The organism is Bradyrhizobium sp. (assembly GCF_035935975.1).
Classification (GTDB): Bacteria; Pseudomonadota; Alphaproteobacteria; order Rhizobiales; family Xanthobacteraceae; genus Bradyrhizobium.
This window is the reverse complement of sequence record NZ_DASYWN010000041.1, coordinates 102,344-125,853: the sequence shown is the minus strand read 5'-3', so window position 1 is coordinate 125,853 and position 23,510 is coordinate 102,344. Positions and strand designations below refer to the sequence as shown.

General features: G+C 64.7%; 22 protein-coding genes. 15 read left to right on the top strand and 7 right to left on the bottom strand.

From position 1 onward, the window contains the following. Positions 1 to 21: 21 nt before the first annotated feature. The 7 genes from VGR99_RS23365 (at position 22) to VGR99_RS23335 (ending at position 6,566) form a co-directional block, all read left to right on the top strand. Positions 22 to 777, top strand: coding sequence for an ABC transporter ATP-binding protein (locus VGR99_RS23365; protein WP_008551999.1), 756 nt, complete (start codon positions 22 to 24; stop codon positions 775 to 777). Next, the gene (locus tag VGR99_RS23360) at positions 770 to 1,516 is read left to right on the top strand and encodes an ABC transporter ATP-binding protein (RefSeq protein WP_326901751.1); all 747 of its coding nucleotides are present in this window, start codon (positions 770 to 772) and stop codon (positions 1,514 to 1,516) included. The genes VGR99_RS23365 and VGR99_RS23360 overlap by 8 nt, the downstream gene beginning before the upstream one ends. Before the next feature lie 47 nt (positions 1,517 to 1,563). After that, positions 1,564 to 2,784, top strand: a complete 1,221-nt coding sequence (locus VGR99_RS23355; RefSeq protein ID WP_326901750.1) for an ABC transporter substrate-binding protein — start codon at positions 1,564 to 1,566, stop codon at positions 2,782 to 2,784. 73 nt (positions 2,785 to 2,857) lie between these two features. Beyond that, positions 2,858 to 3,721: a branched-chain amino acid ABC transporter permease gene (locus tag VGR99_RS23350; protein ID WP_212233237.1), complete on the top strand. Its 864-nt coding sequence runs from the start codon at positions 2,858 to 2,860 to the stop codon at positions 3,719 to 3,721. A gap of 1 nt (position 3,722) precedes the next feature. Then, positions 3,723 to 4,691, top strand: a complete 969-nt coding sequence (locus VGR99_RS23345; protein ID WP_326901747.1) for a branched-chain amino acid ABC transporter permease — start codon at positions 3,723 to 3,725, stop codon at positions 4,689 to 4,691. 154 nt (positions 4,692 to 4,845) lie between these two features. Beyond that, positions 4,846 to 5,490 carry a DUF47 domain-containing protein gene (locus VGR99_RS23340; protein WP_326901746.1) on the top strand — a complete coding sequence of 215 codons (645 nt, stop codon included), beginning with the start codon at positions 4,846 to 4,848 and terminating at the stop codon, positions 5,488 to 5,490. A gap of 68 nt (positions 5,491 to 5,558) precedes the next feature. Further along, positions 5,559 to 6,566 (top strand): inorganic phosphate transporter, encoded by a 1,008-nt coding sequence (locus VGR99_RS23335; RefSeq protein ID WP_326901745.1) that lies wholly within the window; start codon positions 5,559 to 5,561, stop codon positions 6,564 to 6,566. Here the strand turns inward: VGR99_RS23335 and sugE are convergent. Beyond that, on the bottom strand, positions 6,559 to 6,873 hold the full coding sequence (sugE, locus tag VGR99_RS23330) for a quaternary ammonium compound efflux SMR transporter SugE (protein ID WP_326901743.1): 315 nt from the start codon (positions 6,871 to 6,873) through the stop codon (positions 6,559 to 6,561). The genes VGR99_RS23335 and sugE overlap by 8 nt on opposite strands. 175 nt (positions 6,874 to 7,048) lie before the next feature. On the opposite strand from sugE, the gene VGR99_RS23325 reads away from it, so the two are divergent. The 8 genes from VGR99_RS23325 (at position 7,049) to VGR99_RS23290 (ending at position 16,052) form a co-directional block, all read left to right on the top strand. Beyond that, entirely contained in the window at positions 7,049 to 8,671 is a 1,623-nt protein-coding gene (locus tag VGR99_RS23325) for a peptide chain release factor 3 (protein WP_326901741.1), read from the top strand. A 243-nt stretch (positions 8,672 to 8,914) separates the two neighbouring features. Further along, on the top strand, positions 8,915 to 9,493 hold the full coding sequence (locus tag VGR99_RS23320; RefSeq protein ID WP_326901740.1) for a hypothetical protein: 579 nt from the start codon (positions 8,915 to 8,917) through the stop codon (positions 9,491 to 9,493). Positions 9,494 to 9,589: 96 nt separating this feature from the next. Then, the gene (locus VGR99_RS23315; RefSeq protein ID WP_326901739.1) at positions 9,590 to 10,174 is read left to right on the top strand and encodes an NnrU family protein; all 585 of its coding nucleotides are present in this window, start codon (positions 9,590 to 9,592) and stop codon (positions 10,172 to 10,174) included. 83 nt (positions 10,175 to 10,257) lie between these two features. Continuing rightward, on the top strand, positions 10,258 to 11,850 hold the full coding sequence (locus VGR99_RS23310) for a class I adenylate-forming enzyme family protein (RefSeq protein WP_326901737.1): 1,593 nt from the start codon (positions 10,258 to 10,260) through the stop codon (positions 11,848 to 11,850). Between the two features lie 165 nt (positions 11,851 to 12,015). Then, positions 12,016 to 12,669 (top strand): tetratricopeptide repeat protein, encoded by a 654-nt coding sequence (locus tag VGR99_RS23305; RefSeq protein WP_326901735.1) that lies wholly within the window; start codon positions 12,016 to 12,018, stop codon positions 12,667 to 12,669. Positions 12,670 to 12,702: 33 nt separating this feature from the next. Then, a complete protein-coding gene (locus tag VGR99_RS23300) occupies positions 12,703 to 13,266 on the top strand; it encodes a hypothetical protein (protein ID WP_326901734.1) in 564 nt (187 codons plus the stop codon). Positions 13,267 to 13,416: 150 nt separating this feature from the next. Further along, complete coding sequence (der, locus tag VGR99_RS23295) at positions 13,417 to 14,799, top strand: ribosome biogenesis GTPase Der (protein ID WP_326901732.1); 1,383 nt, start codon at positions 13,417 to 13,419, stop codon at positions 14,797 to 14,799. Further along, the gene (locus VGR99_RS23290; RefSeq protein WP_326901730.1) at positions 14,796 to 16,052 is read left to right on the top strand and encodes a TCR/Tet family MFS transporter; all 1,257 of its coding nucleotides are present in this window, start codon (positions 14,796 to 14,798) and stop codon (positions 16,050 to 16,052) included. Before der ends, VGR99_RS23290 begins: the two co-directional genes overlap by 4 nt. Positions 16,053 to 16,156: 104 nt before the next feature. On the opposite strand, the gene VGR99_RS23285 is transcribed toward VGR99_RS23290, so the two are convergent. From VGR99_RS23285 to radA, 6 genes are all read right to left on the bottom strand, one after another. Further along, positions 16,157 to 17,383 carry an ABC transporter substrate-binding protein gene (locus tag VGR99_RS23285; RefSeq protein ID WP_326901728.1) on the bottom strand — a complete coding sequence of 409 codons (1,227 nt, stop codon included), beginning with the start codon at positions 17,381 to 17,383 and terminating at the stop codon, positions 16,157 to 16,159. A 167-nt stretch (positions 17,384 to 17,550) separates the two neighbouring features. Next, positions 17,551 to 18,699: a hypothetical protein gene (locus VGR99_RS23280; RefSeq protein ID WP_326901727.1), complete on the bottom strand. Its 1,149-nt coding sequence runs from the start codon at positions 18,697 to 18,699 to the stop codon at positions 17,551 to 17,553. 90 nt (positions 18,700 to 18,789) lie between these two features. Further along, positions 18,790 to 19,530, bottom strand: a complete 741-nt coding sequence (locus VGR99_RS23275; RefSeq protein WP_326901726.1) for an SDR family NAD(P)-dependent oxidoreductase — start codon at positions 19,528 to 19,530, stop codon at positions 18,790 to 18,792. Between the two features lie 159 nt (positions 19,531 to 19,689). Next, positions 19,690 to 21,213 (bottom strand): amidophosphoribosyltransferase, encoded by a 1,524-nt coding sequence (gene purF / locus VGR99_RS23270; protein WP_326901725.1) that lies wholly within the window; start codon positions 21,211 to 21,213, stop codon positions 19,690 to 19,692. A gap of 28 nt (positions 21,214 to 21,241) precedes the next feature. Next, positions 21,242 to 21,871 (bottom strand): CvpA family protein, encoded by a 630-nt coding sequence (locus tag VGR99_RS23265; RefSeq protein WP_326902422.1) that lies wholly within the window; start codon positions 21,869 to 21,871, stop codon positions 21,242 to 21,244. A gap of 167 nt (positions 21,872 to 22,038) precedes the next feature. Then, positions 22,039 to 23,484 carry a DNA repair protein RadA gene (gene radA, locus VGR99_RS23260; protein ID WP_326901723.1) on the bottom strand — a complete coding sequence of 482 codons (1,446 nt, stop codon included), beginning with the start codon at positions 23,482 to 23,484 and terminating at the stop codon, positions 22,039 to 22,041. Positions 23,485 to 23,510: the final 26 nt, after the last annotated feature.

Genomic DNA, 23,510 nt, shown 5'->3' with positions numbered 1-23,510 from the left:
CGCGGGCAGGGGGAAAACTGTTTGGCCGATGAGTTCATTCTCGAAACGGAAGGCTTGACCAAGGAGTTCGCGGGATTCTTCGCTGTCCGCGACGTTGCGCTCAAGGTCCGCCGTGGAAGCATTCATGCGTTGATCGGCCCGAACGGCGCCGGCAAGACGACGTGCTTCAATCTTCTGACCAAGTTCCTGAAACCGTCCGCCGGAAAAATCCTGTACAAGGGACAGGACATCACCGCGATGGCGCCGGCCGACGTGGCCCGCATGGGCCTTGTTCGCTCCTTCCAGATCTCGGCGGTATTTCCGCATCTCACGGCGCTGGAAAACGTCCGTGTCGCGCTTCAGCGCCAGCACGGCAGCTCGTTCGACTTTTGGCGCTCCAAATCGGTGCTCAACCGCTTCAACGATCGCGCGCGCGAGCTGTTGAACGATGTCGGCCTCAGCGAGTTTGCCAATACGCCCGCGGTCGAGATGCCCTACGGGCGCAAGCGTGCACTCGAGATCGCGACGACGCTGGCGCTCGACCCCGAAATGATGCTGCTGGACGAGCCGATGGCCGGCATGGGCCACGAGGACATCGACAAGATCGCGGCGCTGATCAAGCGGATCTCCGCGAAATACACTATCCTGATGGTCGAGCATAACCTCAGCGTCGTGGCCAATCTCTCCGACATCATCACCGTGCTGACGCGCGGGCAGGTGCTGGCGCAGGGCCATTACAGCGAACTCACCAAGGACGAGCGCGTCAAGGAAGCGTATCTGGGAGCCGGTCATGCCTGACACTGCGATCGCCGAGGCTCCGGCAAAGTCTGCGACCGGCGGAAACATCCTTCAGGTCCGCAACCTCGAAGCATGGTACGGCGAGTCCCACATCCTGCACGGGATCAATTTCGACGTGAATGCGGGCGAGGTCGTCACGCTGCTCGGGCGCAACGGCGCCGGCAAGACCACCACGCTGAAATCGATCATGGGCATCATCGGCAAGCGCGCCGGCTCGATCAAATTCAACAATCAGGAAATCATCCGTGCGACCTCCGACAAGATCGCGCGCATGGGCATCGCGTTCTGCCCGGAAGAGCGGGGGATATTCTCCAGTCTCGACGTGCGGGAGAATTTGCTGCTGCCGCCGGTGGTCCGCGAAGGTGGATTGCCGCTCGAGCAGATCTTCGACCTGTTTCCGAATCTGAAGGAGCGGCTCAACAGCCAGGGCACCAAGCTCTCCGGCGGCGAGCAGCAGATGCTCGCGATCGCGCGCATCCTGCGCACCGGCGCGAGCTTCCTGATGCTGGACGAGCCGACCGAGGGCCTGGCACCTGTCATCATCCAGCAGATCGGCCACACCATCGCGCGGCTCAAGAAGGAGGGATTCACGATCCTCCTGGTCGAGCAGAACTTCCGCTTCGCATCCACCGTCGCCGACCGCTACTACGTGGTCGAACACGGCAAGATCATTGACGGATTTTCCAACGCGGAGCTTGCCGCCAACATGGACAAGCTCCACACCTATCTCGGCGTCTAGAACGGCCAAAGGTCAAAAGACGAAGAGAAATTCACGAGGGAAGTCACATGAAGAAGTCGATTGCATCGTTTCTGCTCGGCACGGCGTTGGCCGTCACCACGGCTGGCGTAGCCTTCGCACAGGACAAGACGGTCAAGATCGGCGCGCTGTCCGATCAGTCCGGCCTCTATGCCGATCTCGGCGGCCCCGGCTCGACGCTCGCCGCGCAGATGGCGGTCGAGGATTCCGGCCTCGCGGCCAAGGGCTGGAAGATCGACATCATCTCCGGCGACCATCAGAACAAGCCCGACATCGGCACCGCGATCGCGCGGCAGTGGTTCGACGTCGACAAGGTCGACGTCATCGTCGACGTGCCGAACTCCGGCGTTGCGCTCGCCGTCAACAACGTCATCAAGGAAAAGAACGGCGTCTATATCAACTCGGGTGCTGCAACCTCCGACCTGACCAACGCGCAGTGCTCGCCCAACACCGTGCACTGGACTTACGACACCTACATGCTGGCCCACACCACGGGGCAGGCGCTGGTGAAAGCCGGCGGCGACAGCTGGTTCTTCCTGACCGCGGACTATGCCTTCGGTGCGGCGCTCGAGCGCGACACCACGGCCGTGGTCACCGCCAATGGCGGCAAGGTGGTCGGCGGCGTCAAGCATCCGCTCAACACGCCGGACTTCTCCTCGTTCCTGCTCCAGGCGCAGGCCTCCAAGGCCAAGATCATCGGCCTTGCCAATGCTGGCGGCGACACCACCAACTCGATCAAGCAGGCGGCCGAGTTCGGCATCGTCAAGGGCGGCCAGAAGCTCGCCGCGCTCCTGCTGTTCCTCACCGACGTCAAGGCGATCGGCCTGGAGACCGCGCAGGGCCTCAACTTCACCGAGACGTTCTACTGGGACATGAACGACCAGACCCGGGCCTTCTCCAAGAGGTTCTCGGAGAAGATCAAGAACGGCGCGATGCCGACCATGGTGCAGGCGGGCGTCTATGCCGGCGTGCGTCACTATCTCAAGGCGCTCGAAGCGATGGGCGGCAATCCTCATGATGGCGTCAAGGTCGTCGAGAAGATGAAGTCGATGCCGACTGAGGACGATCTGTTCGGCAAGGGCGAGATCCAGCCCAACGGCCGCACCATCCACAATGCCTATCTGTTCGAGGTGAAGAAGCCCTCCGAGTCGAAGGGACCGTGGGACTTCTACAAGCTCGTCGGCACGGTGTCGGGCGACCAGGCCTTCACGCCGCTCTCCGAGAGCAAGTGCCCACTGCTCAAGAAGTAAGAACAACAGCCCGCCGGCTTCGAGCCGGCGGGCAGCTATCCAGGGAACGCCGAAGGGACCGGGTGCGGGATCGATGCAGGCTCTATACGCTCAGCTACTGGTGGGACTGATCAACGGCTCGTTCTACGCGCTGCTCAGTCTCGGGCTTGCCGTGATCTTCGGCATGCTCAACATCATCAATTTCGCCCATGGCGCGCTCTACATGATGGGCGCCTTCGTCGCATATTTCCTGCTGAACCTCGGCGGCATCAATTACTGGTGGGCGTTGCTGCTGGCGCCGATCATCGTCGGCATCTTCGGCATGATCCTGGAACGGACCATGCTGAAATTCCTGACCGGGCTCGACCATCTCTACGGCCTGCTGCTGACCTTCGGCATCGCGCTGATCGTGCAGGGCGTGTTCCAGAACTATTTCGGCTCCTCCGGTCTGCCTTACGCCATTCCTGATCAGCTCAAGGGTGGCATGAATCTCGGCTTCATGTTCTTACCCGTCTATCGCGGCTGGGTGGTCATCTTCTCGCTGGTCGTGTGTCTTGCGACCTGGTTCCTGATCGAGAAGACGCGGCTTGGCGCCTACCTGCGCGCCGCCACCGAGAACCCGACGCTGGTGCGCGCCTTCGGCATCAACGTGCCGCGCATGATCACGCTGACCTACGGTCTCGGCGTCGGCCTTGCCGCGCTCGCCGGCGTGCTGTCGGCGCCGATCAACCAGGTGCGGCCGCTGATGGGCGCCGACCTCATCATCGTCGTGTTCGCCGTGGTGGTGATCGGCGGAATGGGATCGATCATGGGCTCCATCATCACGGGCTTTGCGCTCGGTGTGATCGAGGGTCTGACCAAATATTTCTACCCGGAGGCCTCCAACACCGTCGTGTTCGTGCTGATGGTGCTGGTGCTCTTGGTGAAGCCAACGGGATTGACGGGAAGGGCGGCCTGATATGACAGCCTTGACGGACGACACGCTGCCGGTAACCCCGCGCGCGATGCGCGACGAGATGATCGTGTTTGTTGTGATGGCGCTGCTGCTGGCGTCGGTGCCATTCACGGGGGTCTATCCGTTCTTCGTAATGCAGGCGCTGTGCTTTGCGCTGCTCGCCTGCGCCTTCAACCTCCTGATCGGCTATGGCGGCTTGCTGTCCTTCGGACACGCGATGTTCCTCGGCACCGCCGGCTATTGCAGCGCGCATGCGCTGAAAGTGTGGGCGCTGCCGCCGGAGCTCGGCATCCTCGTCGGTATCGTCGCCGCTTTCGGGCTCTCGATCATCACCGGCTACATCTCGATCCGCCGCCAGGGCATCTATTTCTCGATGATCACGCTGGCGCTGTCGCAGCTGTTGTACTTCATCTACCTCCAGGCGCCGTTCACTCATGGCGAGGACGGCATCCAGGGCATTCCGCAGGGACGCATGTTCGGCCTCTTCGATCTGTCCAAGCCGACCGTGCTCTATTACGTCGTGCTGGTTGGCTTCCTCGCCGGCTTCTTGCTGATCTACCGCATCATCAACTCGCCGTTCGGCGAGGTCTTGAAGGCGATCCGCGAGAACGAGCCGCGCGCGATCTCGCTCGGCTACCGGACCGACCAGTACAAGTTCCTGGCGTTCGTTCTGTCGGGAACACTGGCCGGCTTCGCCGGCGCGCTGAAAGTGTTCGTGGCGCAGAACGCCTCGCTCACCGACGTGCACTGGTCGATGTCGGGCGAAGTCGTGCTGATGACGCTGGTCGGCGGTCTCGGTACCATCTTCGGGCCGGTAGTCGGCGCCTTCGTGATCATCGCCATGCAGCAATATCTGGCCAGCTTCGGCCAGTGGGTGACGGTGATCCAGGGCTCGATCTTCGTGATCTGCGTGCTGACCTTCCGGCGCGGCGTGATCGGCGAAATCGCCCATTACTTCCGGAGGTCTCTCTAAATCATTGATATTGCGCTAATTTCATTGGCGCGATAATCCGGTGGATGATCCGGCTCCGCGGGCGTGAGATGTCACGCGCGCGGGGCGGAAATTTTCTATGACAGTTTTGTGACGGCCCTCGGGCCGGGCCATTTCCAACCGGTAGCCTATCCCCATGATGCGATGGTTTCGCGCTTTCCTTCCCAAGGAAGAACGGTTCTTCGACCTGTTCGACCGCCATGCCAAGACCGTGATCCAGGGCGCCATCGCGCTCCAGGGCGTGCTGAACGGAGGCGAGGAGACGCCGGTCTATTGCCAGCGCGTCAGCCAGTTCGAGAACGACGCCGATAACGTCACCCGCGAGGTGCTGACGGCGGTACGCCGTACCTTCATCACGCCGTTCGACCGCGGCGACATCAAGAACCTCATCACCTCGATGGACGACGCCATCGACCAGATGCAGCAGACCGCCAAGGCCGTGATGCTGTTCGAGGTCCGCACCTTCGAGCCGCCGATGCGTGAGATTGGCGCGCTTCTGATCGAATGCGCCAATCTGGTCGGCCGCGCGCTGCCGCTGCTACAGTCGATCGGTCCGAACGTCGCCATGCTGACCGCGATCACGGAAGAGCTGACCAAGCTCGAAGGCCGCGTCGACGACCTCCACGACATCGGGCTGAAGGAACTGTTCCTCAAGCATCGTGACGGCAATGCGATGGATTTCATCGTCGGCGTCGAGATCTACGACCACCTCGAAAAGGTCGCCGATCGCTTCGACGACGTCGCGAACGAGATCAACAGCATCGTCATCGAGCAGGTTTAGCGCATGATCCGGAAAAGTTCGCAGCGGTTTTCCGCTCAGATCATGCGCAAGATCTAAGGCAGGCCGCCGTGGATGCTGCTCTCGGTGTTCCCGTCCTGGTCGGCTTGATCGCCGTCGCGCTGCTGTTCGACTTCCTGAATGGCCTGCACGACGCCGCCAACTCGATCGCAACCATCGTCTCGACCCGCGTGCTGCGGCCGCAATTCGCGGTGTTCTGGGCCGCGTTCTTCAATTTCATCGCCTTCATGGTGTTCGGGCTGCATGTCGCCCAGACCATCGGCACCGGTATCATCGATCCTGCGGTGGTGGATGCGCAGGTGATCTTCGCGGCCCTCATTGGGGCAATCGTCTGGAACCTCGTGACCTGGGGGCTCGGAATCCCGTCCTCGTCCTCGCACGCGCTGATCGGCGGCCTCGTCGGCGGCGGCATGGCGAAAGCGGGGATCTCGGCGGCGGTGTGGAGCGGTCTGTCCAAGGCGGTGCTGGCGATCGTGCTGTCGCCGCTGGTCGGCTTTCTCCTGGCGATGATGCTGGTGGCGATCGTGTCCTGGCTCTCGGTGCGCTCGACGCCCTTCGCGGTCGACCGCGCCTTCCGCATCCTGCAATTCGCCTCCGCATCGCTCTATTCGCTCGGCCATGGCGGCAATGACGCGCAGAAGACCATGGGCATCATCGCCGTGCTGCTCTATTCGCAGGGCCATCTCGGGAGCGAGTTTTCCGTGCCGTTCTGGGTGGTGCTGTCCTGCCAGGCGGCGATGGCGATGGGCACGCTGATGGGCGGCTGGCGCATCGTCCGGACCATGGGCCTGCGCATCACGAAGCTGACGCCGATGCAGGGCTTTTGCGCCGAGACCGGCGGCGCGGCGACCCTGTTCATGGCGACCTTCCTCGGCGTTCCCGTCTCGACCACCCACACCATCACCGGTGCGATCGTCGGCGTCGGCGCGGCCCGCCGGGTCTCGGCGGTGCGCTGGAACGTCGCAAGCTCGATCGTCTACGCCTGGGTGATCACGATCCCGGCCTCGGCCATCGTCGCCGCGCTGACCTGGTGGGCGGTCGAGCTCTTCCTCAGGTAACGAATTTCAGCCCGGCGATGCCGGCGACGATCAGTCCGATGCTGGCGAGGCGGAAGGCTGTCGCCGGTTCGCCGAACAGGATGATGCCGAGCGTCGCGGTCCCGACCGCGCCGATGCCGGTCCAGACCGCATAGGCGGTTCCGACGGGGAGCGATTTGAGGGCAAGTCCGAGCAGGATGACGCTGCCGGCCATGGCCGCGAGCGTGATGATCGAGGGAACAAGCCTGGTAAAGCCCTCGGTGTATTTCAGCCCGATCGCCCACGTGATCTCGAGAAGACCGGCGACGAACAGGATGCTCCAGGCCATGACGACCCTCCATTCAAGGCAGGGTCGTCCCCGCTAGGCAGATAGGCTGATGAGCTGGAAGGCCGTCCTCCCCCAAGGCCAGTATGGCCAAGGCCGATATGGGGCTGGCCGAAGAGCTCCGCAATCACCAAATGAGGCTTGATCCGGCCCATTTTCCCTGCCAAACGCTCCCGCCATGTCCGACATTGCCGCACCCACAGCCGAATCGCCGGCCCGTTCCCCGCTTGCCGCAGAAGTGGCACGGCGGCGTACCTTTGCGATCATCTCGCACCCGGACGCCGGCAAGACCACGCTGACCGAAAAGCTGCTGCTGTTCGGCGGCGCCATCAATCTCGCCGGCCAGGTCAAGGCCAAGGGCGAGCGGCGCAACACGCGCTCGGACTGGATGAAGATCGAGCGCGAGCGCGGCATCTCGGTCGTGACCTCGGTCATGACCTTCGAGTTCGAGGGCCTCGTCTTCAACCTCTTGGACACGCCGGGCCACGAGGACTTTTCGGAAGACACCTATCGCACGCTCACAGCGGTCGATTCCGCCGTCATGGTGATCGACGCCGCCAAAGGCATCGAGGCGCGCACCCGCAAGCTGTTCGAAGTGTGCCGCCTGCGCGACATCCCGATCATCACCTTCATCAACAAGATGGACCGCGAGAGCCGCGACGTGTTCGAGCTGCTCGACGAGATCGAGAAGACGCTGGCGCTCGACACCACGCCGATGACGTGGCCGGTCGGCCGTGGCCGCGATTTCCTCGGCACCTATGACGTCGTCAATGGCGGCGTGCGCCTGCTCGAAGGCGGCGGCGCCAAGACCGGCGCCGCGCAGCAGATCGCGATCGAGGAGCTCGCCAAGCTCAACGCCAATCTCGACGTGTCCGCGGTGAAGGACGAGCTCGAGCTCGTCACCGAGGCCTCAAAGCCGTTCGAGCTTGAGGCGTTCCGCGAGGGCCATCTGACGCCGGTCTATTTCGGCAGCGCGCTGCGCAATTTCGGCGTCGGCGACCTGCTGGAAGGTCTCGGCAAGTTCGCGCCCGAGCCGCGCGCGCAGGACAGCGACCAGCGCAAGGTCGAGGCCACCGATCCGCGCATGAGCGCCTTCGTGTTCAAGATCCAGGCGAACATGGATCCGAACCATCGCGACCGCATCGCCTTTGCGCGCCTCTGCTCCGGCAAGCTCAGCCGCGGCATGAAGGCCAAGCTCGTGCGCACCGGCAAGAGCATGCCGCTGTCGAGCCCGCAATTCTTCTTCGCGCAGGACCGGTCGGTGGCGGACGAAGCCTTTGCCGGCGACGTCGTCGGCATTCCCAATCACGGCACGCTGCGCATCGGCGACACCCTGACCGAGGGTGAGGATTTCACCTTCGTCGGCGTGCCGAGCTTTGCGCCGGAAATCGTCCGCCGCGTCCGTCTCACCGACGCGATGAAGGCCAAGAAGCTCAAGGAAGCGCTTCAGCAGATGTCCGAAGAGGGCGTCGTCCAGGTGTTTCGTCCGCGCGACGGCGCGCCGGCGCTGGTCGGTGTCGTCGGTGCGCTGCAGCTCGACGTGCTGAAGGCGCGGCTGGAAGCTGAATATTCGCTGCCGGTCGAGTTCGAGGTCAGCGAGTTCCAGCTCGCGCGCTGGGTCTCCTCGGAGGATCGCAAGAAGCTCGACACCTTCATCGCCGCCAACACGTCGAGCATCGCCGACGATGTCGACGGTGATCCCGTGTACCTCGCCCGGAACGAGTTCTATCTCGGCTACACCAGGGAACGCGCCGGGGGCATCGAGTTCACCAACGTCAAGGATGTCAAGAAGAAGGGGTAGGGGGGCGGTTTATTCTGCGCTCTGCAGAGCTGCCACACCCTCCGCTGTCATGCCCCGGCTTGACCGGGGCATCCAGTACGCCGCGGCTCCTCGGCTCGATTACAACTGTCTCTGGAATACTGGGTCGCCCGGTCAAGCCGGGCGACGACACTGGAGTTGAACGCGAGCATGTGAACGCGAAGTGGGCTTGACCTTGTCGGGAGCAATGCCACGTTCCACCGTGTGATCTTGCGAGCTCGCATCATGTGGCGCGGCATTCTCGTTTTCATACTGCTGGCGATATCGGCCGTTGCCGCCGACGCGCAGCGCCGGCAGATCAACCCGATCCCGTTTTCGCACGAGCCGTGCAGCGTGCTGGACAATCGTCCTTGCACGCCGTCCTATTGCAGCCCGCTGGAGCCCGGGCCCTGCATTCCCGAGATCTTTTATCCCTACGGGCAAAATCTGCAGCTCACGATCGAGAGCGTCCCGTCCGCGGCCGATCGCGCCAAATACCGGAAGCCGGATCACGACCTCGACACGATCGGCGACCTCTTTGCCGAGTTGCGCACTTGCTGGTCGCCGCCATCCGACGATGCGCGCGCGGGCATGCAGATGTCGGTGCGCTTCAGCTTCAACAAGGCGGGCGGCTTGATTGGTCCGCCGCGCCTGACCTATGCGACCTCCGGCGTTCCCGCCGACATACGAACCAGCTACCTCAACGCGATCAATTCATCGCTGAAGGCCTGCCTGCCGCTGAAATTCACCAGCGGCCTCGGCGGCGCGTTGGCCGGGCGGCCGATCGCGATCCGCTACGTCGACAATCGCGAGCTTGCGAAATAGCACAGCTCCATCCCCTCACCATGAGGGGCAAGAGTTGCGACCGGCGGTCAATCGATGATACCTCAGAGGCGGGGGCTGCTTGAGGGGGAGGATGTCGTGGGTCTGCTGGTCATGATCCTGGGGCTGGTGCTGTTTTTCGCGGCCCATATTTTCACGACGAAACGCGAGGCGCGCGCGCAGGCGATCGCGAAACTGGGCGAGGGGACCTACAAGATCCTCTATTCGGTGGTCTCGCTCGCGGGGCTCGCGCTGATCATCTGGGGCTTTGCCCATTACCGCAGCTCCGGCTGGATCGATGTCTGGTATCCGCCGAAGGCGCTGAAGCACATCACGCTCGCGCTGATGCTGCCCGCGGTCATCCTGGTGGTCGCCTCCTACATGCGCGGCCGCATCTATGCGACGCTGAAGCATCCGATGCTGGCCGGCATCAAGCTGTGGGCGGCGGCGCATCTGCTCGCCAACGGCGATCTCGGCTCTATCATCCTGTTCGGCTCGTTCCTGGGCTGGGCGGTGTATGACCGGATCACGCTGAAGCACCGCACCGATGGCGGCGGCCCGCCGATTCCGGTGGGCGGCGTCACCAATGATCTGATCGCGGTTGCGGTCGGTATCGTCGCCTATCTGGCGCTGGCCTTTGCGTTCCATCCTGTCGTGATCGGCGTTCCCGTGATGGGGGGCTAGCCGATCGGCACAAGACAGGAGCCGCGCGATCATGCGCGGAAGATAAGCGGAAGATAACAAGAGCAACAAGCCGAGGCGTTCCGATGGACTGGTCGCAATCTCAGATCCCGCCGATGCAGCTCGAGGCGCGCTTTGGCGATCGGGTGGTACCGGCTTTCAGCGGTCGGCCGGCGAGCCTGTGGGCGATGATTGCGGACGCGTGCGCCCGCAATCCCGATGGTGAAGCGTTGGTTTGCGGCGATGTCAGGCTGAGCTGGCAGCAGACGGTGGAGCAGGCCGCGCGGATCGCGGCCGGCTTTCGCAAGCTCGGCCTGCAGCGCGGCGATCGCGTTGCGATCCTGCTCGGCAATCGCATCGCGTTTCCGCTGCTGCTGTTCGCCGCCGCGCATGAGGGCCTCGTGACGGTGCTGCTCAGCACGCGCCAGCAGAAGCCGGAGATCGCCTATGTGCTCACCGATTGCGGCGCCAGGATCCTGATCCACGAAGCCGGGCTCGCCGAGCGGCTGCCCGATGCGCAGGACATGCCCGATCTGATCCATCGCATCGCCATCGACGACGATCCGTCGCTGTCACGGTTCGCGGTGCTCGCAGACAACGCACCGGCTCCGGCGCCGGTCGAGGTGAGCGAGGAGGACACCGCGATGATCCTCTACACCTCGGGCACGACGGGCAAGCCGAAAGGCGCGATGCTGGCTCATTGCAACATCGTGCATTCCTCGATGGTGTTCGTGTCCTGCCTCAAACTAACGCAAGCAGACCGCTCGATCGCGGCAGTGCCGCTCGGCCATGTCACCGGCGTCGTCGCCAACATCACGACCATGATCCGCTGTGGCGGTGCGCTGATCATCATGCCCGAGTTCAAGGCGGCCGATTATCTCAAGCTCGCCGCGCGCGAGCGCGTCACCTACACCGTGATGGTGCCGGCGATGTACAATCTCTGCCTGCTCCAGCCGGACTTCGACAGCTATGATCTGTCGAGCTGGCGCATCGGCGGCTTTGGCGGCGCGCCGATGCCGGTCGCCACCATCGAGAAGCTCAAGGCAACGATCCCCGGCCTGAAGCTGGCGAACTGCTACGGCGCGACCGAGACGACGTCGCCCTCGACGATCATGCCGGGCGAGCTGACGGCGAGCCATATCGACAGCGTCGGCCTGCCGTGTCCCGGCGCGCGCATCATCGCGATGGGACCGGATGGGCGCGAGCTGCCGCCCGGCGAGATCGGCGAGCTCTGGATCCAGAGCGCATCCGTCATCAAGGGCTACTGGAACAACCCGAAGGCCACGGCGGAGAGTTTTACTGGCGGATTCTGGCACTCCGGCGATCTGGGCTCGGTCGATGCGGAAGGGTTTGTCCGTGTGTTCGACCGAAGCAAGGACATGATCAACCGCGGCGGGCTGAAGATTTACTCTGCCGAGGTCGAATCCGTGCTGGCCGGCCATCCCGCGGTGGTTGAGAGCGCGATCATCGCCAAGGCGTGCCCGGTGCTGGGCGAGCGTGTTCATGCCGTGGTGGTGACGCGTGCACCCGTTACCGACGCCGCGCTGCGGGCCTGGTGCGCCGAGCGCCTGTCGGACTACAAGGTTCCCGAAACTGTGGCGATCACCACCGAGCCGCTGCCGCGCAATGCCAACGGCAAGGTGCTCAAGCGGCAGCTGCGGGAGCTACTGGGGGCCTGAGCCGGGCAGGCGGCTTGCGGGCCGCCCGGGTGGTTAACGCCTTGATTGGGCTCGCTTTGCCTTGCCACCGCCATATCGTTAGGGTACCTCGCCGCCATGTGGGGGCCGGATTCCTGACGCGAACGCCTTGGCGCGCGCACCCGGACGGGCATGGGATTATCATAAGTGTCTGAATTATTTGACGAAGTCGACGAGGAAGTACGTCGCGATCAGCTCAAGAAGCTGTGGGACAAGTATTCGATCTACTTCATCGCCTTGATGGTGCTGATCGTGGCCGCCGTCGGCGGCTGGCGCGGCTACCAGTACTTTGAGGCCCAGAAGGCCGCCGAGGCCGGTGCGGCCTTCGAGAAGGCCGCCGAGCTGTCCGACCAGGGCAAGCATGCGGAGGCCGAAACGGCCTTCACCGAGCTCGCCGCCAAGGCGCCGTCGGGCTATCGCACCCTGGCGCGGCTGCGCGCTGCGGCCGAGGCCGCCAGCCGCGATCCCAAGGCCGCCGCCAAGATGTATGACGAGATTGCCGCCGATCGCGGCGTGGGTGGCGAGTGGCAGGATCTGGCGAAGATTCGCGCGGCCGGCCTGCTGGTCGACAGCGCCAGCTACGCCGACATGCAGCAGCGGCTCGAGTCGTCCGCTGCGCCCAAATCGACGTTCCGCCACACCGCGCGCGAGATGCTCGCGCTGTCGGCCTGGCGCAACAACGACACCACCGCGGCCCGCAAATGGCTCGACGCGATCGCCGAGGACGGCGAAACGCCGTCCGGCCTGCGCTCGCGCGCCGAGGCGCTCCAGGCCCTGCTGCCGCCCGTCGCCAAAAGCTGACGACGGACCTCTGACGTTAGACGAGACACCAAGATGCGCCGCACGCCACGTTTGATCGCAGCCGCCGTCCTGATCGCCTTCACGGGCCTCCTGGGCGGCTGCTCCAGCGGCGGATTCGATCCGAGCGATATGCTCGACTTCCTCGACACCAAGAAGAAGCTGCCCGGCGACCGCAAGCCTGTCTTCCCGGAGGGCGTGCCCGGCCTCGAGCAGGGCGTCCCGAAGGAAATGTACAAGGGCGCGCAGCAACAGCAGGTGGATCCGAACGCGCCTGCCGTCGCCTCGCTGCCGCCGGAGCCGCAGCCGCCCGAGCCTGCAAAGCCGGCGAAGGGTGCCAAGGCCAAGAAGACGAAGCAGCCGGCCGCGACCGCAGCCGCTCCGGCTGAGGCGCCCGCGGGCGAAGTCGATGGCGAGGCCCAGCCGGAGGCCGCGCCGGCGCAAGCCGCTCCGCCGCCCAAGCAGAAGATCGTCCGCAAGCGCACCACCGCGCCGCCGCCGGACCAGCCGGTCCAGCAGGCGCAACCGACCCAGACCACGCAGCAGCAAACGCAGGGCGGCTTCCCGGCGCCCCTGCCGAGCGGCAGCTTCTCGCGCTAGAGCATGATCCGGAAAAGTGCGAAGCGGTTTTCCGGAAAGATCATGCTCAAACAACGACCTAAAGCGCGATGACGATTCATCCGAATCTCATCGCGCTTTAAATTTTCCAACGCATTGACAGGCGCGGCCTTCGCAGCGCACGAATGACCGATGTCCTTCACGATTGCCATCATCGGCCGGCCCAATGTCGGCAAATCGACGCTGTTCAACCGCCTGGTTGGGCAGAAGCTCGCGCTCGTCGATGACTTGCCGGGCGTCACCCGCGACCGCCGCGAGGGCGATGCAAGGCTTGGAGACCTTGAGTTCACCATCATCGATACCGCCGGCCTTGACGAGGGCGCCAAGGGCTCGCTGACCGCGCGGATGCAGGAGCAGACCGAGGCCGCGATCGCGCAGGCCGATGCGCTGTTCTTCGTCATCGACGCCCGTATCGGCCTCACGCCAAACGATCGCGCCTTCGCGGACTTCGCTCGCAAGGCCGACAAGCCGGTGCTGCTGGTTGCCAACAAGAGCGAGGGCAAACACGGCGATATCGGCGCGATGGAGTCCTTTGCGCTCGGTCTCGGCGATCCCATCCAGATCTCGGCCGAGCACGGCGAGGGCATGGGCGAGCTCTACGATGCGCTCGCCAAGCTGATGCCGGAACCCGTCGAGGAAGACGAGGATGAGGACGACGCGCCGCTGACCGAGGAAGAGGCCGCGACGCGCCCGATCCGGGTCGCCATCGTCGGCCGTCCCAATGCCGGCAAGTCGACGCTGATCAACCATCTGCTCGGCGAGGAGCGTCTGCTCACGAGCCCGGAAGCCGGCACCACGCGCGATTCCATCGCGGTCGAGATCAACTGGAAGGGCCGCGATTTCCGCGTGTTCGACACCGCGGGTCTTCGCCGTCGCTCGCGCATCGAGGAGAAGCTGGAAAAGCTCTCGGTCGCCGACGCTTTGCGCGCGGTGCGTTTTGCCGAGGTCGTCGTGCTGATGATGGACACGCAGAACCGCTTTGAGGAGCAGGACCTGCGCATCGCCGATCTGATCGAGCGCGAGGGCCGGGCGATCGTGCTCGCCGCCAACAAATGGGACCTGATGGAGACCAAGGGCGGCGGCGCCATCTCGAACTTGCGCCGCGATGCCGACCATTGGCTGCCGCAGGTCAAGGGCGTGCCGATTGTCGCCGTGTCGGGCCTGATGGGCGAGGGCATCGACCGCCTGATGCAGGCGATCCAGGACGCCTATGCGGTCTGGAACAGGCGCGTGCCGACGTCAGCGCTCAATCGCTGGTTCGAGCAGGCGGTCCAGGCCAATCCGCCACCGGCCGTGTCGGGTCGCCGCCTGAAGCTGAACTACATCACCCAGAACAAGGCGCGTCCGCCGAGCTTCGTGCTGTTCTGCTCGCGCGCCGACGCTGTGCCGCAGTCGTACTTGCGCTATCTGACCAATTCCATGCGCGAGACGTTCGACCTGCCGGGGACGCCGGTGCGCATCACGCTTCGTGAAAAGGCCAACCCCTTCGCCCACAAGCGCAAGCGGCCGTCGTGAGCAACCACGCCGGCGAGGCGTCGGCGCCAAGCGCAGCGCCGGTCCGGCGCGGTGCGGTCGCCTTCATCTTCGTCACCATCCTGCTCGACATGCTCGCGCTCGGCGTGATCATGCCGATCCTGCCAAAACTCATCGAGAGTTTTGTCGACAACGACACCGCCCATGCGGCCCGCATCTTCGGCCTGTTCGGCACCGCTTGGGCGCTGATGCAGTTCGTGTTCTCGCCGGTGCTCGGCGCGCTGTCGGATCGTTTCGGCCGACGCCCGGTGGTGCTGCTGTCGAATTTCGGGCTCGCGGCCGACTATGTGCTGATGGCGCTTGCGCCGTCGCTGCTCTGGCTGTTCATCGGCCGCGTCATCTCAGGCATCACCTCGGCCAGCATCTCGACCGCCTTCGCCTATATCGCCGACATCACGCCGCCGGAGCGCCGCGCGGCGATCTTCGGCAGGATCGGGGCTGCCTTCGGCGCGGGCTTTGTCCTCGGCCCGGCGCTCGGTGGCCTGCTCGGCGATATCGATCCGCGCCTGCCGTTCTGGGCGTCGGCGGCCCTCAGCTTTGCCAATGCGCTCTACGGGCTGTTCGTCCTGCCGGAATCGCTGGCGCCGGAAAAGCGCGCGCCGTTCCGCTGGATCAGCGCCAATCCGATCGGTGCGCTGCATTTGCTGCGGTCCAATGCGGCGCTTGCCGCCTTGTCCGTCGTCAACTTCATCGCGCAAGTCGCCCACGTCGTGCTGCCCTCGACGTTCGTGCTCTATGCGACCTATCGCTACGGCTGGGATTCGAAGACGGTGGGGCTGACGCTCGCGATGGTTGGCATCTGCGCCATGGTGGTGCAGGGGCTCGCCATCGGCCCGATCGTGCGCCTGCTCGGCGAGGGCAACGCGCTGCTGATGGGCCTGTGCTGTGGCGCGATCGGATTCGTGATCTTCGGTGCTGCGCCGACCGGGCCGCTGTTCTGGATCGGCATTCCCGTGATGTCGCTGTGGGGCATCTCGGGCGCGGCCATGCAATCGTTGATGACGCGGCTGGTTGCGCCCGATCAGCAGGGCCAGTTGCAGGGCGCGACCGCGAGCGTGCAGAGCGTTTCGCAGCTCGTCGGCCCGTTTCTGTTCACGCTGACATTTTCCTATTTCATCGGCGCCGGCGCGCCGCTGCATCTGCCCGGCGCGCCGTTCCTGCTCGCGGCGGTGTTAATGGTGGTGTGCGTGGCGATCGCGATGCGGGCGCTGGCGACCACGAAGACGATCCCGTAGGGCGGATTAGCGAAGCGTAATCCGCCATCTTGCTCCGGGTGAGAGAAGAGGCGGGTTACGCCTTGCGGCTAACCCGCCCTACGAAGTGGACTACGCGCTCTCGGTCACTTCTTCACCAACGGGCACTCGCTGTCCTTGAGCGGCTTGGCGGCATCTTCCGCCGAGATGGTCGCGACCAGCTTGTAATAGTCCCACGGCCCCTTCGACTCCTCCGGCTTCTTCACCTCGAACAGATAGGCCGGAACGATCCGGCGGCCGTCGATGCGGAGCGGGCCCTTGCCGAACAGGGGATCGTCAGTTTCGATCTCCTTCATCTTGGCGACGACCTTGGCGCCGTCATGCGGATTGCCGCCGAGGGCATCGAGCGTCTTGAGGTAATGCAGCACGGCGGCGTAGTTGCCGGCCTGGGTCATCGACGGCATCGCCTTGTTGGTCACCTTCTCCTGGAAGCGCTTCGAGAAGGCGCGGGTGCCTTCGTTGAGGTCCCAGTAGAAGGATTCGGTGAAGGTCAGGCCGTGCGCGGTCTTGAGCCCGAGCGAGTGGACGTCGTTGATGAACAGCAATAGCGCGGCGAGCTTCTGGCCGCCCTCGACGATGCCGAATTCGGCCGCCTGCTTGATCGAGTTGGTGGTGTCGCCGCCGGCATTGGCAAGACCGACGATCTTCGCCTTCGAGTTCTGCGCCTGCAGCAGGAAGGAGGAGAAGTCCGACGTGTTAAGCGGATGCTTGACGCCGCCGAGCACCTTGCCGCCGCTGGCGGTGACGACCGCGCTGGTGTCGCGTTCGAGCGCGGCGCCGAAGGCGTAGTCGGCGGTCAGGAAGAACCAGGTGTCGCCGCCGGCCTTGGTCAGCGCCTTGCCGGTGCCGGTGGCGAGCATGTAGGTGTCGTAGGTGTAGGAGATGGTGTTGGCGTTGCAGGCCTTGCCGGTGAGATCAGCGCTGGCGCCGCCATTGTTGAGCAGGACGACGTTCTTTTCCTTGGCGACGTTGCTGACCGCCAGCGCGACGCCCGAGTTCGGTGTGTCGGCGATCACGTCGACCTTCTGGGTATCGATCCACTGCCGCGCGATGTTGACGCCGACGTCGGGCTTGTTCTGGTGATCGCCGCTGATGACATCGATCTTCCAGCCCTTGGCAAGCAGGCCGGAATCCTCCACGGCCATCTTCACCGCGACGACGGCATTTGGGCCGCCGATGTCGGCATAGAGGCTGGACATGTCGTTGAGCACGCCGATCGTGACGGTTTTGTCCTGGGCGAAGGCGGATGTGGCAAAACCGAAAGCGGCACAGGCAAGAAGGGCCGCGGAGCGGCGCGCGAACGTCGTCGTCATAAAAGGTTTCCTCCATTGTCAAATATGCGGACGGCTCTCTTGCGAAGCCTTGGTCCGGCTGATGGCTCTACCGTGTCCGGTGGTTTGCGGCAATGCGCCTAAAGCCGGATGACGCTGCGTCGTAGCGTCATCCGTCGGTTAACTTTTGGGCAAGATGCGTCAAGACGCTATTTCAGCGCGTCCGAGGTCAGCCTGAACTTCTGGATGCGCTTTCCGGTATCGACCTCGGCGGTATAGACGTTACCCTTGGCGTCGATGGCCATGGCATGGACCCAATGGAATTGGCCGGCGTTGCGGCCGTTGCGACCGAAGCTGCCGACCACGCTGCCGTCGTCACGCTTGATGATCCGGATCTCGTTGTTCTCGCCGTCGGCGCTGAGCAGCCAGGTCTGCTTCGGATCGGGCCAGATCGCGATGTCCCAGACCGCGCCGTTGCCGAGCGTGTTCTTCTCGAAGAAGAACTCCTTCACGAAAGTGCCGTCCTTCCTGAAGACCTGGATCCGGTTGTTGATGCGGTCGCAGACGTAGACCAGCCCGTCGCTGGCGAGCTTCACGCAGTGCACGGGATTGCCGAATTGCTGCGACACCGGCGCCTTGGGATCATAGGCCGCCTGCTTGGCATCATCAGGCTTGTTGCCGTAGGCGCCCCAGTGCCGCTTGTAGGCGAGCGTCGTCGCGTCGAACACGATGACGCGGCGGTTGCCGTAGCCGTCTGCGACGTAGATCTCGTTCGCCTCCTTGTCGAGCGCGGTCTCCGCGGGCTTGCCGAGCTGCGTCGTGTCGTTGCTGCCGAGGCTCGGCGCTATTTTTCCGATCTGGGCGACGAACTTGCCGTCGAGCGAGAATTTCAGGATGGCATTGTCGTTGTCGGCATTGCCGCCGATCCAGACGAAGCCGCGCTCGTCGACCTCGATGCCGTGCTCGCGGCCGACCCATTCATAGCCTTCGCCCGGACCGCCCCAGGACCGCAGCAGATTGCCGTCGCTGTCGAATTCGAGCACGGGCGGTGCTGAGACGCAGCACTTCGAGCGCGGCGGATTGAGGCTCGCGCCTTTCTCGTCGTCGGTGAGCGAGCGCGGGCGATGGATCACCCAGATGTGGCCCTGCCAGTCGACGGTGATGCCGCCGACCTGGCCGAGGATCCAGTTGTTCGGCAGCGGCTTTGGCCAGGAGGGATCCACGGCGAAGGTGGGGACATCGCCTGCGGTCGCCTTGCCCGGAAGCACGAACGCGATGGCTGCAATCAGGATGGAGAAGGCGTGAGCGACACGTACGAGCGCACGGTTGAAGCCTGCGCGATCATGCCATGATGTCATGGCGACCTCCCTTTTTGGCTTGCGGCTTGCTGCCGCTTGAGCGCCGGCAGTCAATCGCGGGGAGGTGCCCAAGTCAATCAGGCAAGACAATTACGCAGGCGCGCGGAAGCTCATCAGGCTGCGGGTCTTGTAATCGTAGAACTTGCCGGTGTCGGTCCAGCCGGGCGCGCACATCGGCACGATGAACTCGGCGACCTGCTCGGGCGTGTCGAGCGTGGCGGGATCCTCGCCCGGCATCAGCGTGGCGCGCATGCGGGTGCGGATCGGGCCGGGGTTGAACAGGTTGACGCGGAGCGGCGTGTTCGCGGTCTCCTGCGCCCAGGCGCGCGCCAGCGTCTCCAGCGCGGCCTTGGAGGCGGCGTAGGGGCTGACATAGGCGGTCGCCTTGTTGGCGGCGCCCGAGGTGATGAATACGGCGCGGCCGGCATCGGATTGCCTGAGCAGCGGCTCCATGCAGCGGATCAGCTGGAAGTTCGCGGAGACGTTGACGGCCATCACGTCGTTGAAGGCCTTCAGCTCGATATGGCCGATCGGCGAGGCGGGGCCGAGCACGCCGGCATTGCCGACGAGGATGTCGAGCTTGCCGTAGCGCTCGTGCAGGCCGGCCCCTAACCGTGCGATGCCGTCGGAATCGGTGAGGTTGAGCGGTACCAGCGTGGCGCTGCCGCCCAGTTTCCGGATCTCATCGTCGAGCTCCTCGAGCCCGCCCTGCGTGCGCGCGGTGGCGACGATATGCGCGCCGGCCTTCGCCAGCGCGAGTGCCGTGGCAAAACCGATGCCGCGCGAGGCGCCGGTGACGAGAGCGATGCGGTTGGCGAGGGCTTTTGTCATGCCGGGGTTTTACAGGCGTGGATGGCCGGGACAAGCCCTCATCACACCGTCATTCCGGGGCGATGCGAAGCATCGAACTATGGTGCGCGATTGCGCACCTGAGAATCTCGAGATCCCGGGCTCGGACCTGCGGACCGCCCCGGGATGACGGCTCCGCCGTCAGCTCGCCTCCGCCAGCAGCGACAGCTGCCGCGGCTGCTGCTCGGTCTGGGTCTGGTCGGTGAGGTGGGTCGGATAGGCCCCGGTGAAGCAGTGGTCCGAGAATTTCGGATTGGCGGGGTCGCGGCCGGGCTCGCCCATGGCGCGGTACATGCCGTCGATCGACAGGAAGGCGAGCGAATCGGCGCCGATGATCTCGCGCATCTCCTCCAGCGAATGCGTCGCGGCCAGGAGGCCGCCGCGGTCGGGCAGGTCGATGCCGTAATAATCAGGATAGAGGATCGGCGGCGAGGCGAGGCGGAAGTGCACTTCCTTCGCGCCGGCATCGCGCATCATGCGCACGATCTTCTTCGAGGTGGTGCCGCGCACCAGCGAGTCGTCGATCAGGATGATGCGCTTGCCTTCGATCGCGGCGCGGTTGGCCGAATGCTTCATGCGCACGCCGGACTCGCGGATCGCCTGCGTCGGCTGGATGAAGGTGCGGCCCACATAGTGATTGCGGATGATGCCGAGCTCGAACGGCACGCCGGAATGCTGGCTGTAGCCGACTGCCGCGGGCACGCCGGAATCCGGCACCGGCACGACGACGTCGATCGGCACATGGCTTTCGCGCGCCAGCTGCGCGCCGAAGGCCTTGCGCACTTCGTAGACCGAGCGGCCGTGAACGATGGAATCCGGACGGGAGAAGTAGATGTACTCGAAGATGCAGGGACGCGGCGCCATCGGCGGGAACGGCTTGTGAATGTCCTGGCCGTTCTCGTCGAACACGATGACTTCGCCGGGCTCGATGTCGCGCACGAAGCGCGCGCCGATGATGTCGAGCGCACAGGTCTCGGAGGTCAGGATCGGGCAGCCGTCGAGCTCGCCGAGCACCAGCGGACGGATGCCGCGCGGGTCGCGCGCGCCGACCAGCTTCTTGTTGGTGAGCGAGACCAGCGCATAGGCGCCCTCGATTTCGCGCAGCGCATCGATATAGCGCTCGATGAAGCGGGCGCGCCTGGAGCGTGCGACCAGGTGCAGGATCACCTCGGTGTCGGTGGTCGACTGCATCATCGCGCCGTGCTTCACGAGCTCGCGGCGCAGCGTCAGGCCGTTGGTGAGATTGCCGTTGTGGGCGACCGCGAGGCCGCCGGCATTGAGCTCGGCGAACAGCGGCTGCACATTGCGCAGGATGGTCGCGCCAGTGGTGGAATAGCGGACATGGCCGACCGCCATGTTGCCGGGCAGGCGATCGATTACCTCGCGGCGGGAGAAAGTGTCGCCGACGAGGCCGAGGCGACGCTCTGAATGGAAACGGCTGCCGTCGTAGGAGACGATGCCGGCGGCTTCCTGGCCGCGGTGCTGAAGGGCGTGGAGGCCGAGCGCCGTGATGGCGGCAGCGTCCGGGTGTCCGTAGATGCCGAACACACCGCACTCCTCGCGCAGCGTATCCCCCTCCAGGTCGTCCTGAACCTCTAGCGCAGCCGGGCTCAAACCGGCCTTGGGATCGAGATCAAGTTGGGCGTCCTGGTCAGGGTGTCGCATCTCGTCCGCGCCTCTCTCTAGGGCTCTATCAACGCGCCGCAGGTTTCTCGATCAGCTTCTTCATGCCGTCACGAGCAGATTTACTGTATCCGTCGCCACTGCCCGAAGGCTGCTGCTCGGAATCAGCTTGATCATCATCTGGTTTGTTTTTCTTGAATCTCTTCAAGATGGTGTTCTCGGGGTCGTCAGGCAAGAGGGACATCAGCCAATCCCCGGTTCCCTGGAGCACCACGCGGGATTTCGCCCCCGTGACCCAGTCCGGGCGCTGCTTGTCCGGCACCAGCCAGGTGAAGAACAGGAACGCGACCACGACGATCAAAAGCCCGCGAGCGAGGCCAAACAGGAAGCCCAGGGTCCGGTCCAGCGCGCCGATGCGCGAATCCAGGATCATGTCGGAGATCCGGACCGTGATCACGGAGACCACGACCAGGGTACCGACGAACACGCCGGCGACCACGACCACGCTCGCGACGGTGTCGTTGTTGAAATAGGTCTTGGCGGTCGGCAGCAGCTTCGAGAAGGAGTAGAGCGTCACGATCGCCGCGGCGCCCCAGGCCGCGATCGAGAGGATTTCGCGCATGAAGCCGCGGACCATGGCAAGCAGGCCCGAGATCAGCATCACACCGAGCAGGATCAGGTCGAGGAGTGTTACTGGCATCGGCTGGTCAGGTCCGCTCGTACTCTCAAAGGTGCTCAGCGAATCGGTGTTTGGCCGTTGCCCTAAAAGAGGGGCAGACGGCGTTCCCGGCAAGGCCGCAACCACGCAATCCCATGCTGCTTTTGTGACGGCTGTATAGCGGTAGGGGCCGGAAACGTCACCTCCAGCTAACCCTCTCCACGGCGGAATCTTGCCGGTGTGGCATTTTTCTCCGCCGGCGGGCTCTGATCGCCGCGGCGGGAGCCCTTGGCGGCGATTTCGGCCACCAATGTCGTGAGGCTGTTCACCGCGTTCAGGGACAGTCCGGCGTCACCGCCGGAATCGCCCCGGGCCGATTCGGGCAGCACGGCGCGCTTGAAGCCGAGCTTGACCGCTTCCTTGAGCCGGGCCGGGGTCTGCGCCACCGGACGGATCACGCCGGAGAGCGAAATCTCGCCGAAATAGACCGCATCGGTGGGTAACTGCGCATTAACCAGGGACGAGACCAGCGCGGCCGCGGCGGCCATGTCGGCGGCGGGTTCGTGGATGCGCAGGCCACCGGCGACGTTCAGATAGACGTCGTGTCCGGACAGCTTGACGCCGCAATGGGCCTCCAGCACCGCCAGCACCATGGAGAGCCGGCTCTGGTCCCAGCCGACCACGGCGCGGCGCGGGGTGCCGAGCGAAGTCGGGGCCACCAGCGCCTGCAATTCGACCAGAACGGGCCGCGTGCCCTCGATGCCCGCAAAGACTGCGGTGCCGGGCGTGCCGAGATCGCGCTCGGACAGGAACAGTTCGGAGGGATTGGTGACCTCGCGCAGGCCAAGCCCGGTCATCTCGAACACGCCGATCTCGTCGGTCGGGCCGAAACGGTTCTTCACGGCGCGCAGGATGCGGAATTGCTGCGAGCCTTCGCCCTCGAACGACAGCACCGCATCGACCATGTGCTCGACCACGCGCGGTCCGGCGATCTGGCCGTCCTTGGTGACGTGGCCGACCAGAATGATGGCCGAGCCGGTCTTCTTGGCGAAGCGGATCAGCGCCTGCGCCGAGGCGCGGACCTGGGTGACCGTGCCGGGGGCCGATTCCACCGTGTCGGTCCACATGGTCTGGATCGAGTCGATCACGATCAGCCGCGGCACCGCGCCTTCCGACAGCGTCGAGACGATGTCCTCGACCGAGGTCTCGGCCGCAAGCTGCACCGGCGCATCCGACAGCCCCAGCCGCTCGGCGCGCAGCCGCACCTGGGCGACCGCCTCTTCGCCGGAGATGTAGACGATGCGATGGCCGGCGCGCGCCATCATGCTGGTGGCCTGGGTCAGCAGCGTCGACTTGCCGATGCCGGGATCGCCGCCGACCAGCAGCACCGAGCCGCGGACGAAGCCGCCGCCGGTGACGCGGTCGAGCTCGGTCATCCCGGACGACAGGCGCGGCGCGTCCGGGCTCTTTCCGGCGAGGCTCTCCAGCGCGAACGTCCGCCCCTTGCGCTTGGAGCGGATCGAGACCGGCACGCTGCCGCTGGTGTCTTCCTCGGCCAGCGTATTCCACTCGCCGCAGGACTCGCACTTGCCCTGCCAGCGGTTATAGGCCGCGCCGCAGTTCTGGCAGACGAAGGAAAGCGTGTTCTTGGCCATGGGATGATCGAGTCGGAGGGCTTGAG

Coding starts and splice junctions, on each gene's coding strand:
- VGR99_RS23345 (WP_326901747.1), top strand. CDS start 3,723: ATGACAGCCTTGACGGACGACACGCTGCCGGTAACCCCGCGCGCGATG.
- der (WP_326901732.1), top strand. CDS start 13,417: ATGTCCTTCACGATTGCCATCATCGGCCGGCCCAATGTCGGCAAATCG.
- VGR99_RS23350 (WP_212233237.1), top strand. CDS start 2,858: ATGCAGGCTCTATACGCTCAGCTACTGGTGGGACTGATCAACGGCTCG.
- sugE (WP_326901743.1), bottom strand. CDS start 6,873: ATGGCCTGGAGCATCCTGTTCGTCGCCGGTCTTCTCGAGATCACGTGG.
- VGR99_RS23340 (WP_326901746.1), top strand. CDS start 4,846: ATGATGCGATGGTTTCGCGCTTTCCTTCCCAAGGAAGAACGGTTCTTC.
- VGR99_RS23320 (WP_326901740.1), top strand. CDS start 8,915: ATGTGGCGCGGCATTCTCGTTTTCATACTGCTGGCGATATCGGCCGTT.
- VGR99_RS23355 (WP_326901750.1), top strand. CDS start 1,564: ATGAAGAAGTCGATTGCATCGTTTCTGCTCGGCACGGCGTTGGCCGTC.
- VGR99_RS23300 (WP_326901734.1), top strand. CDS start 12,703: ATGCGCCGCACGCCACGTTTGATCGCAGCCGCCGTCCTGATCGCCTTC.
- VGR99_RS23325 (WP_326901741.1), top strand. CDS start 7,049: ATGTCCGACATTGCCGCACCCACAGCCGAATCGCCGGCCCGTTCCCCG.
- VGR99_RS23275 (WP_326901726.1), bottom strand. CDS start 19,530: ATGACAAAAGCCCTCGCCAACCGCATCGCTCTCGTCACCGGCGCCTCG.
- VGR99_RS23280 (WP_326901727.1), bottom strand. CDS start 18,699: ATGACATCATGGCATGATCGCGCAGGCTTCAACCGTGCGCTCGTACGT.
- VGR99_RS23310 (WP_326901737.1), top strand. CDS start 10,258: ATGGACTGGTCGCAATCTCAGATCCCGCCGATGCAGCTCGAGGCGCGC.
- VGR99_RS23265 (WP_326902422.1), bottom strand. CDS start 21,871: ATGCCAGTAACACTCCTCGACCTGATCCTGCTCGGTGTGATGCTGATC.
- VGR99_RS23285 (WP_326901728.1), bottom strand. CDS start 17,383: ATGACGACGACGTTCGCGCGCCGCTCCGCGGCCCTTCTTGCCTGTGCC.
- radA (WP_326901723.1), bottom strand. CDS start 23,484: ATGGCCAAGAACACGCTTTCCTTCGTCTGCCAGAACTGCGGCGCGGCC.
- VGR99_RS23360 (WP_326901751.1), top strand. CDS start 770: ATGCCTGACACTGCGATCGCCGAGGCTCCGGCAAAGTCTGCGACCGGC.
- purF (WP_326901725.1), bottom strand. CDS start 21,213: ATGCGACACCCTGACCAGGACGCCCAACTTGATCTCGATCCCAAGGCC.